At 68.8% G+C, this 17,500-nt stretch carries 17 protein-coding genes; 10 read left to right on the plus strand and 7 right to left on the minus strand.

Translation table 11 applies throughout. The annotated features are described in order from the left end of the window. Positions 1 to 82 precede the first annotated feature (82 nt). The 6 genes from mqnP (at position 83) to EXW95_RS11895 (ending at position 4,999) form a co-directional block, all read left to right on the plus strand. Positions 83 to 964, plus strand: a complete 882-nt coding sequence (gene mqnP / locus EXW95_RS11870; RefSeq protein WP_174367621.1) for a menaquinone biosynthesis prenyltransferase MqnP — start codon at positions 83 to 85, stop codon at positions 962 to 964. Further along, the gene (locus EXW95_RS11875; RefSeq protein ID WP_371810034.1) at positions 946 to 1,278 is read left to right on the plus strand and encodes a hypothetical protein; all 333 of its coding nucleotides are present in this window, start codon (positions 946 to 948) and stop codon (positions 1,276 to 1,278) included. The genes mqnP and EXW95_RS11875 overlap by 19 nt, the downstream gene beginning before the upstream one ends. Positions 1,279 to 1,288: 10 nt before the next feature. Further along, a complete protein-coding gene (locus EXW95_RS11880) occupies positions 1,289 to 1,756 on the plus strand; it encodes a hypothetical protein (protein ID WP_174367622.1) in 468 nt (155 codons plus the stop codon). A gap of 182 nt (positions 1,757 to 1,938) precedes the next feature. Then, complete coding sequence (locus tag EXW95_RS11885; protein ID WP_174367623.1) at positions 1,939 to 2,526, plus strand: adenylate/guanylate cyclase domain-containing protein; 588 nt, start codon at positions 1,939 to 1,941, stop codon at positions 2,524 to 2,526. A 45-nt stretch (positions 2,527 to 2,571) separates the two neighbouring features. Continuing rightward, the gene (locus EXW95_RS11890) at positions 2,572 to 3,249 is read left to right on the plus strand and encodes a response regulator transcription factor (protein WP_010887388.1); all 678 of its coding nucleotides are present in this window, start codon (positions 2,572 to 2,574) and stop codon (positions 3,247 to 3,249) included. A gap of 160 nt (positions 3,250 to 3,409) precedes the next feature. Then, positions 3,410 to 4,999, plus strand: a complete 1,590-nt coding sequence (locus EXW95_RS11895) for an ATP-binding protein (protein WP_174368955.1) — start codon at positions 3,410 to 3,412, stop codon at positions 4,997 to 4,999. A gap of 69 nt (positions 5,000 to 5,068) precedes the next feature. Here EXW95_RS11895 and EXW95_RS11900 read toward each other — a convergent pair whose 3' ends face one another. From EXW95_RS11900 to EXW95_RS11910, 3 genes are all read right to left on the minus strand, one after another. Beyond that, on the minus strand, positions 5,069 to 5,971 hold the full coding sequence (locus EXW95_RS11900) for an ROK family protein (protein ID WP_174367624.1): 903 nt from the start codon (positions 5,969 to 5,971) through the stop codon (positions 5,069 to 5,071). A 146-nt stretch (positions 5,972 to 6,117) separates the two neighbouring features. Further along, positions 6,118 to 6,453 carry a hypothetical protein gene (locus EXW95_RS11905; RefSeq protein ID WP_174367625.1) on the minus strand — a complete coding sequence of 112 codons (336 nt, stop codon included), beginning with the start codon at positions 6,451 to 6,453 and terminating at the stop codon, positions 6,118 to 6,120. Further along, the gene (locus EXW95_RS11910) at positions 6,453 to 6,893 is read right to left on the minus strand and encodes a thioesterase family protein (RefSeq protein ID WP_174367626.1); all 441 of its coding nucleotides are present in this window, start codon (positions 6,891 to 6,893) and stop codon (positions 6,453 to 6,455) included. Before EXW95_RS11910 ends, EXW95_RS11905 begins: the two co-directional genes overlap by 1 nt. 222 nt (positions 6,894 to 7,115) lie before the next feature. Here EXW95_RS11910 and EXW95_RS11915 point away from each other — a divergent pair, with 222 nt between their 5' ends. Then, complete coding sequence (locus EXW95_RS11915; RefSeq protein ID WP_371810035.1) at positions 7,116 to 7,487, plus strand: cell division protein FtsB; 372 nt, start codon at positions 7,116 to 7,118, stop codon at positions 7,485 to 7,487. Positions 7,488 to 7,552: 65 nt separating this feature from the next. Here EXW95_RS11915 and lon read toward each other — a convergent pair whose 3' ends face one another. The 4 genes from lon to EXW95_RS11935 all read right to left on the minus strand — a co-directional run bounded on the left by lon (position 7,553) and on the right by EXW95_RS11935 (position 13,755). Next, complete coding sequence (gene lon, locus EXW95_RS11920) at positions 7,553 to 9,988, minus strand: endopeptidase La (RefSeq protein WP_174367628.1); 2,436 nt, start codon at positions 9,986 to 9,988, stop codon at positions 7,553 to 7,555. A 139-nt stretch (positions 9,989 to 10,127) separates the two neighbouring features. Continuing rightward, the gene (gene clpX / locus EXW95_RS11925; protein ID WP_119675079.1) at positions 10,128 to 11,336 is read right to left on the minus strand and encodes an ATP-dependent Clp protease ATP-binding subunit ClpX; all 1,209 of its coding nucleotides are present in this window, start codon (positions 11,334 to 11,336) and stop codon (positions 10,128 to 10,130) included. Then, complete coding sequence (gene clpP, locus EXW95_RS11930; RefSeq protein ID WP_062156955.1) at positions 11,333 to 11,935, minus strand: ATP-dependent Clp protease proteolytic subunit; 603 nt, start codon at positions 11,933 to 11,935, stop codon at positions 11,333 to 11,335. Before clpP ends, clpX begins: the two co-directional genes overlap by 4 nt. Before the next feature lie 146 nt (positions 11,936 to 12,081). Next, a complete protein-coding gene (locus tag EXW95_RS11935) occupies positions 12,082 to 13,755 on the minus strand; it encodes a ribonuclease J (protein WP_174367629.1) in 1,674 nt (557 codons plus the stop codon). Positions 13,756 to 14,014: 259 nt separating this feature from the next. Between EXW95_RS11935 and EXW95_RS11940 the strand changes: the two genes are divergently transcribed. From EXW95_RS11940 to EXW95_RS11950, 3 genes are read left to right on the plus strand one after another with little or no spacing between them, the layout of a single operon-like run. After that, positions 14,015 to 14,680 carry a response regulator transcription factor gene (locus tag EXW95_RS11940; RefSeq protein ID WP_174367630.1) on the plus strand — a complete coding sequence of 222 codons (666 nt, stop codon included), beginning with the start codon at positions 14,015 to 14,017 and terminating at the stop codon, positions 14,678 to 14,680. A gap of 2 nt (positions 14,681 to 14,682) precedes the next feature. Then, positions 14,683 to 16,959, plus strand: coding sequence for a PAS domain S-box protein (locus EXW95_RS11945; RefSeq protein WP_371810036.1), 2,277 nt, complete (start codon positions 14,683 to 14,685; stop codon positions 16,957 to 16,959). After that, the gene (locus EXW95_RS11950) at positions 16,956 to 17,402 is read left to right on the plus strand and encodes a response regulator (protein ID WP_174367631.1); all 447 of its coding nucleotides are present in this window, start codon (positions 16,956 to 16,958) and stop codon (positions 17,400 to 17,402) included. Before EXW95_RS11945 ends, EXW95_RS11950 begins: the two co-directional genes overlap by 4 nt. Positions 17,403 to 17,500 lie beyond the last annotated feature (98 nt).

Genomic DNA, 17,500 nt, shown 5'->3' on the forward strand with positions numbered 1-17,500 from the left:
CCAACGCGCGTCGTGAACTATAGCAGACATTGCGCGTGGGGAGGGGGTGTTGTGCGTACGGGGGGCGTATGCTGCGTGACTGATGAGTGGCGTGCGCGTGAAGACGTTCCTGGATCTGGTGAAGTTCGAGCATACGGTGTTCGCCCTGCCGTTCGCGTACGCGGGCATGCTGCTGGCGAGCATGCAGGAGAATGGGACGGGCTGGCCGGGGTGGCACGTGCTGGTGTGGGTGACGGTGGCGATGGCGGCGGCGCGCACGGCGGCGATGGGTGCGAACCGCGTGATCGACCGGTTCATCGATGCGCGTAATCCGCGCACGGCGGGGCGGGAGGTGCCGAGCGGGAAGGTCAGTCCGGCGCAGGCGTGGGCGCTGGTGGTGGTCAGTCTGGTGGTGCTGGTGGTGGCGGCGGCACAGCTGAACCCGCTGTGCCTGGCGCTGCTGCCGCTGGCGGTCGTGTTCCTGATCGGCTATCCGTACACGAAGCGCTTCACGTGGCTGTGTCATGCGTGGCTGGGCGTGACGGACGGCGCGGCGGCCGCCGGAGGGTGGATCGCGGTGACGGGGGAGTTCGCGCCGGGCGCGTGGGTGTTGTGGGCCGTCGTGATCTTCTGGATGATCGGCCTGGACGTGATCTACGCGACGATGGACCGGGATTTCGACGTGGCGAACGGGATCAGGAGTATTCCGGCGCGGTTCGGGATTCCCCGTGCGCTGCGGATCGCGGCCGTCAGTCACGCGCTGACGTTCGCGCTGCTGCTGCTGGTGGGCGTGGTGACGGGCGCGAGCTTCTGGTATTACCTCGCGGCGCTGGTGATGGGCGGGATCCTGCTGTTCGAGCACCGGATCGTGAATCCAGGGGATCTGGCGCGGGTGAACGTGGCGTTCTTCGACGCGAACATGTGGCTGGCGTTGACGATGCTGCTGGGCGTGGTGGTGGACGTGACGTGGCGGACCCTGACCTGAGCGGCGCTGACCTCCTGGCTGGGCAGGGGAGCCTGGACTGGGTGCCGCTGGACGCCGCGCGGGCCTTCGCGGACGGGGACGAGCGCTGGGCGGCGGTGCTGCTGGCCCGCGCGCGGGACGCGCAGCCTGCCGGGAGTGTGGCGTGGGCGCGGCTGGAGCGTCTGCACGGCCTGAGCCTGATCCACGTGCAGCGTGAGGTCGAGGGCACGTTCGCGCTGGAGCGGTCGGACGCGCTGCTGGACGCGGCGGGCGTGACCCGGCCCGATCTGGAGGTGCTGGAGGCGCGGGCCGCGTCGGGCGCGCGTGAACGCTAGACTGGCGCGCATGACGGAAGCGGTGCGGGCGGGCGTGTCCCTGGAGACCTCGGAGCGGGAGTTCGCGGCGCGGTTCGCGGAGTTCGCCGCCGAGGGCACGCTGTACCCCTCGCGGGAGGGCAGTCCGCTGCTGGAGTTCGGCGTGGCGGGCCGGGTGCTGTACCTGTTCGACCGCAGTGGACCGTACGCGGCGCAGCCGGGCGCGGCGCGCGTGGTGGTGCATGGCGTGCTGGAGGACGCGGGTGCTGGCCTGCGGGTGCTGGATGACGCGGGGTCCCGCCGTGAGGTGCTGCAGTCGGTCGGGGTGTCTGCTGTGGAGGGCTGCGGGGTGGTGTTGGCGGCGCAGCGGCAGGTGGTGGTCGTGCGGGCGCGGTTGCCGCTGGTGCTGGGGGCGTTCGGACCTTTTCCGGAGGTGCAGCCGGGGGACTGGGTGTCGTTCAGGACGGCGCCGCCCCTGCATGGGTTCGTGCTGACCTGAAGTTGCGTGCGGCGGATGGTCGGGCTGTCGGAAGCCAGTTGCGCCTGTTGTCCTGGCAGATGGCAGGTGATTGTTCCTGGCGAAGTGACGGCTGGGTAAATTTGCTGCAGAAAGTCGCTTTAACATCAAAATGAAAAAAGCTTCCCTTTCCGTTCATGCTGCTTCATGATGGAAGCACGCCCATGAACGAGTCGCTGCTGCCCCTTCCCGGTCCCCAGGACCAAGCCACCCCGGCCTGCATGGTGCTGGTCGACCTGGTGGGCAGCACGCGCCTGGCCCGGCACCTGCCGCTGGGCAACTACACCGCGCTGATGGCCGAGTTCGTGCAGGTCATGATCCTGACCCTCGAAGCGCGTGGCGGGCAGGTGTTGCAGCACCAGGGGGACGCCGTGCTCGCCTGGTGGCCTGCCGCGCAGTCCGCGCAGGCCTGCGCCGCCGCGCAGGAAGCGCACGTCCGCGCCGCGCGCCTGACCCTGGCCGCGCAGCTGGGCCAGACCCTGCGGGTGCGCGCCGGGATCTCCAGCGGCGACGTCCTGATGGGCGTGGTCGGCGGGCAGATGAGCGCCTACGGCCTGCCCGTGAACTACTCCCGCCGTCTGTGCGACGCCGCGCAGGCCGGGCAGACACTGGTCTGCGACGAGGTGCTGCGTCTCGCTCCTGGCCTGCCCACGGAACTGTGCCCACCGCTGGACCTGCAGGGATTCGGTGAAGACTGCCGCGCTCACCGGCTGATCGCCCCGCAGCCGGGCGCCCGCATGAAAGTTGATTAAGCGCCCAGGTCGCCTTCTCATGAGAACGGTCCCTAGACTGCGGGCATGGAACGCAAGCCCCTGGTTTTAGTCATCGAGGACGAGAAGGACATCGCCCGGTTCATCGAACTCGAACTCGCCGCTGAAGGCTACGCCACCGAGGTCGCCTTCGACGGCGTGACCGGCCTCTCCAAATTCCGTGAAGTCAACCCCGACCTCGTCATCCTCGACCTGATGCTCCCGGTGCTCGACGGGCTGGAAGTCGCCCGGCGCATCCGCAAGACCAGCAACACCCCGATCATCATCCTGACTGCCAAGGACGGCATCCAGGACAAGGTCGAGGGCCTGGACTCCGGCGCGGACGACTACCTCATCAAACCGTTCTCCATCGAGGAACTCCTCGCCCGCGTGCGCGCCCACCTGCGCCGCGTGAATCCGGCCGTGACCGGCGAGGTCCGGGTCGCCGACCTGGTCATGAACCTCGACGGCCGCGAGATCTTCCGCGGCGGGCGCCGCGTGGAACTGTCCGCCAAGGAATTCGAACTGCTCGAACTGCTGGCCCGCAACCCCGGCAAGGTCTTCTCCCGCTTCGAGATCGAGGAGAAGGTCTGGCCCGAGTACACCGGCGGCAGCAACGTCGTGGACGTGTACATCGGCTACCTGCGCCGCAAACTGGAAGAGGGCGGGGAACGCCGCCTGATCCACACCGTGCGCGGCGTCGGGTACGTGCTGCGCGAGGAGTGACCGCCGGGGCAGTCCCTCTCATGGGCAGGCCCTCTAGACTGCCGCGTATGGACCGCCTGCCCTCCCGGAGCCCCGCGTGACGCTGCGCTGGCGCCTGACGCTGTTCTACACGGCGCTGCTGGCCTTCCTGCTGACCGGGGTGGGCGTCATCACGCTGTACATGATGCGCGTCAACCTGATCAACGGGATCGACACGGAACTCCAGAACACGTACAAGCAGTTCGTGACGTACCTCGTGCGGCCCATCGGAGCGGCCGACGAGACCGCGCGCCTGCCTACCGACCAGCAGCAGCTCAGGGCCCAGCGGCTCCAGGCCAAGCAGCCTAACGTGCAGAGCAGTCTCGTCAGCCAGATCGGAGAGGCAAAACTGCTCGCCCGCTACTACTTCCCGAACTCCAGTGTGGCAGTCGAGGATCTGTCGTTCTACACCCGCCAGACACTCATTGATGACCTGAAGGCTGCCCGGACAGCGCAGCAGAAGCGGGAGTTGTTCGCATACCTCGCGGGTTTGCGTGGCACCTCGCGCCGCTCGCTGGCCGTGGACATCCAGCGGCCCATCACCCTGACCGACCGGGAGCTGGAAGCGCTGATCAACGCGACCGACGGGCGGCTGCACCTCAACCGCCTGATTGCCGACGCGCCCAACAAGGAACCCACGCTGATGCGCCTGCTGGTGGTGCTGGGACCCCTCACGAACAGCGAACCCCGCAATAGTAAACCCACCGTCAACACCAGCCTGACCAGCTTCGAGAGCGAACCGCCCCTGGGGATCGTATACGTGGCCCGCAGCCTCGGGACCGTGCAGAAGACCCTGGACGACCTGCAGAACGTGGTGATGCTGCTGTTCCTGACCGGGCTGGCCACCGCCGGGACCGGCGCGTACCTGCTGGCCGGGCAGGCGCTGCTGCCCCTCAGGCGCGTCCAGCGGGCCGCCGAGCGCATCGGCGGGCAGAACCTCACCGAACGCGTCCCCGTCCCGCAGACCGGCGACGAGGTCGAATCCCTGGCCACCGCCCTGAACGCCATGCTGGGCCGCCTGGAGGGCAGTTTCGAGGCGCAGCGCCGCTTCACCAGCGACGCCAGCCACGAACTGCGCACGCCCGTCACGGCCATCAGCGGGCACGCCAGTTACCTGCTGCGCCGCACCAGCCCCACCGGGCAGCAGCAGGAGAGCCTGAAGATCATCCAGAGCGAATCCGAACGCCTGACCAACCTGATCGCCAGCCTGCTGCAACTGGCCCGCTCGGACAGCGGCGCGCTGGTCCTGCAGCGCGGGCCGGTCCTCGCAGCGCTGTTCCTGGCGGACATCGTGCGGGAACTCGCGCCGCTGGCGCAGGCGCAGCACACCACCCTGACCAGCGCGGGCGAGGACGTCACCTTCGAGGCGGACGCCGACCGCCTGAAGCAGGTGCTCATCAACCTCGTCAGCAACGCCCTGAAGGCCGGGGCGCAGACCGTCACGCTGCGCAGCGAGCGCGTGGGCGCGGAGGTCCGCCTGAGCGTGCAGGACGACGGGCCCGGCATCCCCGAGGATCAGCTGGAGCGGCTGTTCGACCGCTTCTACCGCCTGGAGGACAGCCGCAGTCGCGACCAGGGCGGCGCGGGCCTGGGCCTGAGCATCGCGCGTGGCATCGTGGACGCCCACGGCGGGCGCATCTGGCTGGACAGCGAGGTCGGGCAGGGCACCACCGCGCACGTCCAGTTGCCCGTCGGGAACGTTCCGGAACTCGACCTGGACGACGTGCCGTAACGCAAGAGGGAAGGGCCGCCGGACTGTTCATGTCCGGCGGCCCCGCCCTGTGGCGTGACCCGTGTGGCGTTACCCGTGCCGGGCGGCGAGCGCCGCGCCGATCACGCCCGCGTTCCCGGCGAGCTGCGCGCGGCGGATCGTGACGGGCGCGAAGCCCTGCGCGTACTCGTCCGCGGCGCCCTGCACGCCGTGGAAGAAGTAATCCCCGACGCTGGCGACGCCCCCGCCGATCACGAAGACCTCCGGGTCGATGGTCTTCTGCAGGTCCGCCAGGGCGATCCCGATGTACCGCAGCGCCTGGCCCACCACGCGCCGCGCGGCCGGGTGACCCTGCTGCGCCAGCTGGAAGGCCTCGGCGGTGCTCACGTCGCGGTTCAGCGCGAAGCTGGCGTCCCGCGCGATGGCGGTGCCGCTGGCGACGGCCTCCAGCGCGCCGTCCAGGCCCGCGCCGCTGACCGGGCCGCCCGGCAGGGCCGTGATGTGCCCGATCTCCCCGGCGATACCGTGACGGCCGCGCCAGATGCGGCCGTTCAGGACGATGCCGCTGCCGATGCCGGTGCTGACCGTCACGTAGATGCTGCTCTCGGCGCCGCGCGCCGCGCCCAGGTGAGCCTCGGCCAGTGCAGCGGCCTTGGCGTCGTTCTCCAGCACCACGCGCTGCCCCAGGCGGTCCCGCAGACCGTCCACCATGGGCACGTCGGTGAAGCCGTAGATGTTCGGCGCGAACTTCACGCGGGTGCGGTCCGCGTTCAGGGGGCCGGGGATACCCACGCCGATCAGGCGGGCGTCCGGGTGGCGGTCCTGCAGGCGGCGTACCTCGCCCGCGATGGCGTCCAGGACGCTCTCCCAGCCGGTATCCGGGGTGGGGATCACATGTGCGTCATGCAGTTCGTCGCCGCGCAGGACGCCACTGGCGATCTTGGTGCCGCCCACGTCGATGCCGATGCTCAGGGGTTCAGTCAGGTTGGTCATGGGAACTCCGAAAGAAATGAAAGCGGGAAAGAACAGCGCGCGGGAGGCGGGAGCGCTTCCAGCCTCGCCCGGAGCCGCGCAAGGCGACGGTTCGCCCCGGCGCCGGACCGCGCGTCCGGAAGGGGGTGACACTCTGCCCCTGCAATCTACCCCGCCTGACCGCCGCCCGGCCCGGCGTCCTCTGCACGGGTCGCCGCCCCCGACTCATCCTCCGCGCCGTCCTCGTCCTCGAAGCCCAGCAGGGCCAGCGCCTCGGGCAGCTGCACCTCCGGCACATACAGGCCCACGTCGCCCATGTACCCGCCCGTCTCGATCTCAATGACCGGGCTGCCCATCGACCACTGGAACGGCGTACGGACCACGCTGACCACGCCGCCCTCGGTCAGCGTGCGTCGCCAGCCCTCGGCCAGCAGGCGCGGCAGGGTCTCCACGCGCACCCACGGGTCCCCCTGGTACAGCACCCGGTCCTCGAACGCGGCCATCAGCGCACGCTCCGGTGCGCGACACGCGCCGCGAAATCATCCGGCAGCGGAGCCGGGCGGCCTGCCTCGTCCACCCGCACCTGCACCGACCGCGCGAACGCACACGGCACCCCGTCCGCCAGGATCAACGCCACGCTGGTCCAGCTGGTACGGCCCACCCGCTCCACCAGCGTATCGACCGCCACCTCCTGCCCCTGCCGGATATCCCGCACGTAATCGATCTCCAGCCGCGCCAGCACCGAACGGTCATCGGCCTGCCCGCCCACCTCGCGCGACAGGCCCATGCGGCCCACCTCCAGGAACTCCGCGTACCGCGCGTTGTTGACATGCCCCATGGCGTCCAGATCCCCGTACCGCAGCTGGATGACGCTGCGGCTCGCGTCCCCCCAGTTCAGCGCCGGGAACCGCGAGGGGACAGGGGCAGCAGAAGACTCACTCATGCGGCCCAGTGTAGACCCACGCGCGCCCTGCCCACTTCCCACGCGCCCGTCACGCGCGGACGCGGGAGCAGTGCTCCGAATTACGGCGTCAGACCAACATACTTCTGACGCCTCCATTCTCTGCTGCGCAGCTGTTCCAGTCCGTCCTGCTCGGTAAAATTCACTCGCTCCGCTCGGCCATGAAAACACTGCTTTCATGGCAAATGCTCTATGCTGCGCGGCGTGACCGACCTGCCCCCCCCACCACCGCCGCGGCGCGACTGGTGGCGGCGCCTGCAACGCCTGCCGCTGAGCATGATCCTCGCCAGCGTCCTGCTGGGCCTGGGCATCGTGCAGCTGACCTTCCAGCTGGGCAACAGCCTGTACCGCACGACCACCTGGAGCCGCGACACCCAGGACACCCGCGCCCGCATCCAGACCCTGGAACGCGACGTGCAGGAACTCCGGGACGCCGTGCAGGCCGCGCAGACCCCCGAACGCCTGCGGGAACTCGCCCGCTGCCGCGGCTGGGTCGGCAAGGATGAACAGGTCGTCGTGGCCCGCAGCGCCCCCGACACCGCCAGCGAGAACTGCCGGACACTCCGCGTGCCGTGACGCCCAGCGAGAAAGAGGAAGCGGCGATCGGGGGTCATCCCTGATCGCCGCTCCTCTCTCTGTCCTTACGCGCCGGGCTGCGTGGCGCTCTTGCTCAGGGGCACCGGGATGTTGCCCTTGTCGCCTTCCGGTCTGGGCAGCAGCAGCAGGTCCAGGACCTGACCGACCCGCTCGAAGGTGTGGATGCGCAGCTCACCGCGGATGCTGTCGGGGACGTCCTGGAGGTTCGGCTCGTTGTCCTTGGGCACGATCACTTCGCGGATGCCGCCCTGGTGCGCGGCCAGCAGCTTCTCCTTCACGCCGCCGATGGGCAGCACGCGCCCGCGCAGGCTGATCTCGCCGGTCATGGCGACGTCCATCCGGACCGGGCGGCCGGTGATGGCGCTGATCACGGCCGTGGCGATCGTGATGCCCGCGCTGGGGCCGTCCTTGGGCGTGGCACCGTCCGGGAAGTGCACGTGCAGGTCCATGGTCTTGTGGAACTCGGGGTCCGCGCCGTACTCGGCGGCGTGGGCGCGCAGGTACGCGATGGCCGCGCCGACGCTCTCCTTCATGACGTCGCCCAGCGAGCCGGTCATGACGATCTTGCCGCTGCCGGGCGTGGCCAGGGCCTCCACGAGCAGCATGGTGCCGCCCACGCTGGTCCAGGCGAGGCCCTGCGCGACACCAACCTGGGGCTCCTTCTCCATCTTGTCCGGGCGGTGCAGCGGCACGCCCAGGTAGTCGGGCACCTGCGCGGCGTCGATGACCTTCACACCGTCCCAGGCACTTTCGAGCAGTTCACGCGCGGCCTTGCGGGCCAGCTTGCTCACCTGACGGTCGAGGTTGCGCACGCCGCTCTCGGCGGTGTACTCCTCGACGATGCGGTTCAGCGCGGCGTCCGTGATCTCCAGGCGACCGGTCAGGCCGTGCGCCTTGACCTGCCGGGGCACGCGGTAGCGTTTGGCGATCTCGACCTTCTCGACCTGGGTGTAGCCGGGGATGTTGATGATCTCCATGCGGTCCAGCAGGGGCCGGGGGATGGTCTGGAGGCTGTTGGCGGTCGTGATGAACATCACCTGCGACAGGTCGTACGGGACTTCCAGGTAGTGATCCTGGAAGGTGTGGTTCTGTTCGGGGTCCAGCACTTCCAGCATGGCGCTGCTGGGGTCGCCGCGCCAGTCGCTGCTCATCTTGTCGATCTCGTCGAGCAGGATCACGGGGTTCGTGACACCCGCGTTCTTCATCGCCTGGATGATCCGGCCCGGCATCGAGCCGATGTACGTGCGGCGGTGACCGCGGATCTCGGCCTCGTCGCGCACGCCGCCCAGCGCCATGCGGACGAACTTGCGGTTCAGAGAACGCGCGATGCTCTTGCCCAGGCTGGTCTTACCGACGCCGGGAGGGCCGACGAGCACCAGGATCGGGGCGCGCAGTTCGGCGTCGTCCGTGCGTTCCTCGGCGCTGCGTTCCTTGCGGGCCTCCTCGGTCTCGCCGGGCTTGTGCGTCAGCTGACGCACCGCCAGGAATTCCAGGATGCGGTCCTTCACGTCGCCCAGCGCGTAGTGGTCGGCGTCCAGGATCTCGCGGGTGCGGGCGATATCCAGGATCTCCTCGTCACGTTTGCTCCAGGGCACGTCCACGAGCCAGTCGATGTAGTTGCGGACCACGGTGCTCTCGGGGCTGCCGCCGGGCGTACGTTCCAGACGCTGAAGCTCCTTCAGGGCCTTTTCCTTGACCGATTCGGGCATGCCGGCCGCCTCGATCTTCTCGCGCAGCGCCTCGACCTCGGCCGGGCCGTCCTCACCGCCGCCGAGTTCCTTGCCGATGGCCTTCATCTGCTCGCGCAGGTAGTACTCGCGCTGGTTGGCGTCCATCTGTTCCTTGACGCGCCCCGCGATCTTCTTGTCCATGTTGAAGCGTTCGGTGTCGCGCGACAGGAACTTCAGGGTCGCCTCCAGCCGCTCGCGCAGGCCCACGGCCGCCAGGATCTCCTGCTTCTCCTCGGGCGTCCAGGTGGCGTGGTGCGCGACCTGATCGGCCAGCGCGCCGCCGTCCGTCAGGGCCTTGATGCCCTCGAGCTGATAGTTGTCCAGGCGCAGGTTCTTGTTCTGGCGCTGGTACTCCTCGAAGGCCGACTTGATCTCGCCGATCAGCACGGGAATCTCGCGGCTGTCGTCGGCGGGGGCGGGGCGGGTCTCGGCGCGCACGCGCAGGTACGCCGAGGGCACCTCGTCGAGCACGGCGGCGCGTTCCTGCGCCTCGATCAGCACCTGGTAGGTGTTGTCGGGCATGCGCACGACCTGCTTGATGACGGCCAGGACGCCCATCTCATGCAGTTCGGCGCGGGTGGGGTCGTCGGTGCGGGCGTCCCGCTGGGTGAGCAGCAGCACGCGGCGGTCGCTGGCCTGGGCCTCGTCCACGGCGCGTTTGCTCTTGGGGCGGCCCACGTCGACGTTCATGGTGACGCCGGGCAGGATCACGATATTTCTCAGTGCGACGACGGGAAGTTCCCAGATCATGCTTGCTCCTTAACGGCCGCGCGCTGGGCGCGGGAATACTTGAGTGTATCGCGGGGGGTCATGAGAGAGACACCCCCGCACGGTGTCCCCAGAGTGTAGGGACTGGTGCGGGGGCGTGCTGTAACCTCTATCGCTATGCTCAGGCAGACTTCTTGAGTCCCTTAGACTCAAGGAGCTCCATCGGGGCGTCGATGTGCGCCGCGTCGAAGCGCAGCTCCTTCAGACCCTCCACCGGCAGCTCGAACAGCAGGTCCGTCATGGCCTTCTCCAGCACCGCCCGCAGCCCACGCGCCCCGGTCTTGCGGTCACGGGCGCGGCGGGCCACCTCACGCAGCGCCTCGTCCGTGAAACTCAGGTCCACGTCCTGGAACCCGAACAGCGCCTGGTACTGCGACGCGATCGCGCCCTGCGGCTCGGTCAGGATCCGCACCAGCGCCTCCTCGTCCAGATCCTGCAATTGCACCACCAGCGGCAGACGACCCACGAACTCCGGGATCAACCCGAACTTCACGAGATCCTCCGGCAGGAAGCGCAGCTCTTCCTTCTCGTCGCCCTTATGCTCGGCGCCGAAGCCTACCGCGCGCACGTTCGTGCGGCTGCGGCCGATGTCCGCGATCCCGTCGAACGCGCCGCCCACGATGAACAGGATGTTCTTCGTGTTCACCTGCACCAGTTCCTGCTGCGGGTGCTTGCGGCCCCCCTGCGGCGGCACCTGCGCGACCGTGCCCTCGATGATCTTCAGCAGCGCCTGCTGCACGCCCTCACCGGACACGTCACGGGTGATGCTGGTGCCCTCGGACTTGCGGGCGATCTTGTCGATCTCGTCGATGTAGATGATCCCGCGCTCGGCGGCGGCCACGTCGTACTCGGCGGCCTGCAGCAGGCGCACGATGACGTTCTCCACGTCGTCGCCCACGTACCCGGCCTCCGTCAGCGTGGTCGCGTCCGCGATCGCGAAGGGCACCTCCAGCATCTCCGCGAGGCTGGACGCCAGCAGCGTCTTCCCGGTCCCGGTCGGCCCGATCAGCAGGATGTTGCTCTTCTGCAGATTCACGTCCGGGTGCGCCAGCCGCTGGTAATGACTCACGACCGCCACCGCCAGCGCCTTCTTCGCCTCGTCCTGACCGATCACGAACTCGTCGAGGTACGCCTTGATCTCGCGCGGGGTGGGCAGTTCGTCCAGGCTGAACTCCGCGCCGCCCTTCGTGCGGTTCTGCTTGACCAGCTCGTGCGCCCGCTCGGTGCACTCGTTGCAGATGAACGCCGCGCGGCCCGGCGCCTCAATCAGCTGCGCGATCTGCGGATGCTGCCGCCCGCAGAACGAGCAGCGGTCCCCTCCCTTCGTCATACGCTGTCCTCCTGCGCCCGCGTGCGGTCCACCACACTGTCGATCAGGCCGTATTTCATCGCCTCGTCCGGCGACATGAAGTAATCCCGCTCCATGTCCCGCATCAGCTTGTCGTGCGGAATGCTGGTGTGCTCGTGGTAGATCCCGACCAGCTTGTCACGCAGGTGCAGCACCTCCTTGGCCTGCACCTCCAGGTCCGGGGTGTTCCCACGGAAGCCCGCCGACCCCTGGTGAATCATGATCCGGCTGTTCGGCAGCGCCATGCGCTTGCCCTTGTCCCCGGCCATCAGCAGCACGCTGCCCATGCTCATCGCGATCCCCACGCAGATCGTGCTGACCGGCGCCTTGATGTAGCGCATGGTGTCGTAGATCGCCAGGCCCGCGTACACCTCACCGCCAGGGCAGTTGATGTACATCTGGATCTCCTGCTCCGGGTTCTGAGAATCCAGCAGCAGCAGCTGAGCCACGATGGTATTCGCCATCTGCGACTCGATCGGCGTGCCCACGAAAATAATCCGGTCCTTGAGCAGACGGGAGTAGATGTCGTACATCCGCTCGCCGCGCCCGGTCTGTTCGATCACGTAGGGAATCACGCTCATGAGGGCGATTATCGCACGGCGCAGGAATGCGAACGTAGGCCAATCCTGACTTCACCCTGAAGACGCCCCCGTCCGGAGCCCGGCGCCCAGGTCATGAACAGAAAAAACCCCCTCTGGTCCGCAGAGGGGGCCGACGAACGCGCGTCTCAGTCGACGATCAGGGGGATCAGGACGGGGTTGCGGCCCGTGACCTTGCGCACGAAGCGGCGCACCGCGCCGTACATGTCGTCGCGGACGTCCTCGAGGCGTTTCTTCTCGCGCAGGCCCTGCTCGATGGCCTCCAGGGCGACCTTGCGGATCTGACTGTCGAGTTCGCGGTTGGCGCGCACGAAGCCGCGTGAGACGATCTCGACGTGCGGTGTGGGGTGCAGGACGGCGGTCATGATCAGGATGCCTTCCTGGCTCATGTTCACGCGGTCGAGCAGCACGTCGTCGCCGATGTCGCCGACGCCCAGGCCGTCCACGTACACGGCCCCGGCGGGCACGGTGCCGGTGACCTTGAAGTCGTCCTGGCTGACGCGGATGACGTCACCGTTGCGGGCGATCAGGGTGCGTTTGGGCGGGCGGGGGAGGGTCTGCGCGAGGCGGGCGTGGTTGATCTGGTGGCGGGGTTCGCCGTGCCAGGGCAGGAAGTACTTGGGACGGGCGAGGTTCAGGATGGTCGCGAGTTCCTCCTGGCTGCCGTGCCCGGAGGCGTGCACGCGGTAGTTCGGGGGGTAGTAGACGTCCACGCCGATCTCGTACAGGCGGTTGATGACGAGGTTCACGGCTTCCTCGTTGCCGGGGATGGGGTTGCTCGACAGGATGACGCTGTCGCCGCGGCGCAGCGCGATCTTGGCGTGGTTCCCGAACGCGAGGCGCGACAGGACGCTCATGGGCTGGCCCTGGCTGCCGGTGCAGACGTACAGCACCTGCTGGTCCTGCAGGCCGCCGACCTCGTCGCTGGCCAGGAACGGTTCGGGCAGTTCCATGTAGCCCAGCGTCTGGGCGACCTGCGCGTACTTGATCATGCTGCGCCCTTCCATGACGACGCGGCGGCGCTGGCGGTGGGCGATGTTGATGACGTTCTGCACGCGGTGCACGTTCGACGCGAAGGTCGTCAGGAACACCCGGCCCTTCAGGCCCGCGATCAGCGTTTCGAGGTTACGGGCGACTTCGGCCTCGCTGACGGTACGGCCCTGACGTTCGGCGTTCGTCGAGTCGCTCAGGAGCAGCGTGACGCCGTCCTTCCCGGCCTGCTCGATGCGGGCGAGGTCGCTGGTCTTGCCGTCGCTGGGTTCCTCGTCGAGCTTGAAGTCCCCGGTGTGCAGGACGGTCCCGGCGGGCGTGGTGAGCAGGTACCCGGCGTTGTCCGGGATGGAGTGCGTCATGCGGAAGAACTCCACCTGGAAGTGCGTGCCGATCTTCACCTTGTCGCTGAGGTCCACCTCGCGCAGGTCCACCTCGCCGTCCTTGATGCCGAACTCGGACAGTTTCTCGCGCACGAGGCCCAGTGTCAGGCCCGCGCCGTACACCGGCACGCGCGGCAGGCGGGGCAGGATGTACGGCAGCCCGCCGATGTGGTCCTCGTGCCCGTGCGTGAGGATCCAGCCCTTGATCAGCCCGGCGTTCTGCTGCAGGTAGTCGATGCGCGGGATGATCAGGTCGATGCCCATCTGGTGGCTCTCGGGGAACGCCAGGCCCGCGTCGACGACCATGATCTCGTCTTCGAAACGGTACGCGGTGATGTTCTTGCCGATCTCGCCCATGCCGCCGAGCGGGATGACTTCGAGGTGTGGGGCCGCGCCCTCGGGGCGGGGGGCCTTGCTGGGGTTGCTCATGGGGACTCCGGTGACCTGCGCCTGGGCAGGATGTGAGAGAAGGCGGGGCCAGATGATGCGGCCTGAGTGAGTGGGTTGTGTCGCCCGTCGGGGAGCCGCCAGGGGCTGCCGGAAGGAGCGAAGTGCGTTCAACGTACCACACCGCACCGGCCGCGCTGCGCTCCGCCCCCCCGGAAAGGCGCGGTTTCTGGATGTGCAAGGGCTTTAGATCAAGAAAACATCATGAAGGTCCCGCAATCCCCGGCAGTATCATGCTGTCGTGACCCCGCAACGCATTCTGATCATCGAGGACGACCTGGACATCGCCAACGTCCTGCGCATGGACCTGACCGACGCCGGTTTTGAGGTCGACCACGCCGATTCCGCCATGAACGGCCTGATCAAGGCGCGCGAGGAGCAGCCCACCCTGATCCTCCTGGACCTGGGCCTGCCGGACTTCGACGGCGGGGACGTCGTGCAGCGCCTGCGCAAGAACAGCAGCGTGCCGATCATCGTCCTGACCGCCCGCGACACCGTGGACGAGAAGGTCCGCCTGCTGGGCCTGGGTGCCGACGACTACCTGATCAAACCCTTCCACCCGGACGAACTGCTCGCCCGCGTGAAGGTGCAGTTGCGTCAGCGCACCACCGAGAGTCTCACCATGGGCGACCTGACCCTGGACCCGCAGAAGCGCCTCGTGACCTTCAAGGGCGACGAGCTGCGCCTGTCACCCAAGGAATTCGACATCCTGGCGCTGCTGATCCGCCAGCCCGGGCGCGTGTATTCCCGCCAGGAGATCGGCCAGGACATCTGGCAGGGCCGCCTGCCCGAGGGCAGCAACGTCGTGGACGTCCACATGGCCAACCTGCGCGCCAAGCTGCGTGACCTCGACGGCTACGGCCTGCTCCGCACGGTGCGCGGCGTCGGCTACGCCCTGCGCGGCTGACCGTGATCCTCCCCGACGCGGGCAGCGCCGCGTTCCAGACCCTGGACGCCGCCGCGCTGCTCGCCGCCCTGCCCGACCCGGTCGCCCACCTGGGCGCGGACGGGCAGGTCACGCTGAACCGCGCCGCGCAGGCGCGCATGGCCCAGTACTCGGCCACCGGCGACTGGATGGCGCTGTTCGAGCCCGGCAGCGTCCCCGCCATCCAGGTGGCCGTGCAGGACGCCCTGCGCGGCGAGACGCGGCAGGTGACGGTGCAGGTCGTGGACACCGTCGCGCCGGGCCTGCTGACCGTCGCCCCCAGCGCGGGTGGCGCGCTGCTGCACCTGCACGTCGCCCGTGACCCGCTGGAGGTCGCGCTGGAACTCATGGACGGGCTGGGCCTGGGCATGACCGTGCAGGCCCCGGACACCCGCATCCTGCTCGCCAACGACGCCGCCACCCGCATCCTGGGCCTGAGCCGCGACCAGCTGATGGGCCGCGACTCCATGGACCCCGAGTGGCGCGCCGTGCATCCCGACGGCACTGACTTCCCCGGCGAGACGCACCCCAGCGTGCAGGCCCTGCGGACCCTGCAGGTGCAGCGCGAGGTGCCCATGGGCGTGTACCACCCCGGCGACGCCGCGTGGCGCTGGCTGCAGGTCACGGCCATCCCGCGCCGCGCGCCCGGCGCCACGCAGCCCAAGCAGGTCACGACCGTCTTCGCGGACGTCACCGAGAAACAGGGCATGCAGGCTGAACTCAGCCGCCGTGAACGCCGCTACCGCTCGCTGGTGCGTGCCACCAGTCAGATGGTCTGGGACGCCCGTCCCGACGGGGACTTCCAGCCGCCCCAGCCCGAGTGGGAGGCCTTCACCGGGCAGACGCCCGATCAGTACGGCGGTGTGGGCTGGCTGGACGCCATTCACCCCGACGACCGCGCGCACACCATCGCGGAGTGGCAGCGCGCCGTCCGCGACGGTGACCTGTACAGCATCGAGCACCGCCTGCGCCGCGCCGACGGGCAGTACGTGCCCATGCAGGTCCGCGCGGTACCCGTCACCGACGAACGCGGGCAGCTGGTCGAATGGGTCGGCACGCACAGCGACCTGAGCGCCATCCGCGAGGCCGAACAGGCCCTGCGGGCCCTGAACGCCGAACTGGAAGGCCGCGTGCAGCAGCGCACCGAGGACCTCGCGCGCGTCACGCGCTTCAGCACCCTGCTCCTCACCGCCGCCGGGGAGGGCATCTTCGGGCTGGACGGGCGCGGCGTCACCACCTTCGCCAACCCGGCCGCCGCGCGCATGCTGGGCTACAGCATCGAGCGCATGATCGGCCAGCCGCAGCACGACCTGGTCCACCACCACCACGAGGACGGCCGCCCCTACGCCCTCGCCGAGTGCCCCATCCACCAGACCCTCGTGGACGGCCAGACGCGCCGCGTGGAACGCGACGTCATGTGGCACGCCCAGGGCCACGCCGTGCCCGTCGCGTACGTCGTCACCCCCACCCACGACGAGCACGGGCAACCCAGCGGCGCGGTCGTCATGGTGCAGGACATCACCGAACGCATCCGCGCGCAGGAGCAGCTGCAGGAGCTCATTGAGGACCTCGAACGCAGCAACCAGGACCTCGAACAGTTCGCGTACGTCGCCAGCCACGACCTGCAGGAACCCCTGCGGACCGTCGGCAGCTACACCGAGCTGCTCGCGCGGCGCTACCGCGGGCAACTCGACCCGCGCGCCGACCAGTACCTGCACTTCATGCAGGACGCCGTGGACCGCATGCGCAGCCTGATTCAGGACCTGCTGGGCTTCGCCCGCCTGAGCCGCGCGGACCTCACCCTGACCCCCACCCCGCTGGACGACCTGATGCGTGGCGTTCAGCAGAACGTGCAGGGCACCCTGGACGCCGACGGCAGCACCCTGGTCTGGGACACCCCCGATCAGGTGATGGGGCAGGGGTCGCTGCTCACGCAACTCCTGACGAACCTCGTCAGCAATGGCCTGAAATTCCACCGGCCCGGCGAGGCGGCGCGCGTGCAGGTCACGTCCCGCCGCGAGGGTGACATGATCCACGTCAGCGTCAGCGATAACGGCATCGGGATCGCGCCGGAGTACCACGCGCGGATCTTCGAGATCTTCCAGCGTCTGCACCGCCGCGAAACCTACGCCGGGAACGGCATGGGCCTCGCCATCTGCCGTAAGATCACCGAACACCACGGCGGGCGCATCTGGCTCGAATCTGCCCCCGAGCAGGGCAGTACCTTCCACCTGACTCTCCCGGCGGTTCCCACCCCATGACCCACGACCCCACCGAACCCATCGAGATCCTGCTCGTCGAGGACAACGAACCCGACGTGCTGCTGACCCTGGAAGCCTTCGAGGACGCCCAGGTGCCCAACCGCATGCACGTCGCCCGCGACGGCGTCGAGGCGCTGCGTTTCCTGCGGCGCGAGGGTGAGCACGCCGCCGCGCCCCGCCCCGACGTGATCCTGATGGACATCAACATGCCCCGTAAGACCGGCCTGGAAGTCCTCTCGGAGGTCAAGGCCGATCCCTCCCTGCGCAGCATCCCGGTCGTGATGCTCACCACCAGCCAGGCCGAGGACGACGTGCGCGCCTCCTACGAGCGTCACGCCAGCGGGTACGTGGTCAAACCCGTGGGCTTCGAGAACTTCCTGGGCGCCATGCGCGCCTTCGAGTCGTTCTGGATGACCTTCGTGCGCTTCCCCCCACGCGCCTGAGATCGGCGGGCCGTGGTGGAGTCCATCCGGTCCGTTCGTAGCGTTCTGACGAAGAGCTCACCGACTCCCTGCCGGTTCCAGTGGAACGGTCTGCGCCT

This window comes from Deinococcus sp. JMULE3, assembly GCF_013337115.1.
Taxonomy (GTDB): Bacteria; Deinococcota; Deinococci; order Deinococcales; family Deinococcaceae; genus Deinococcus.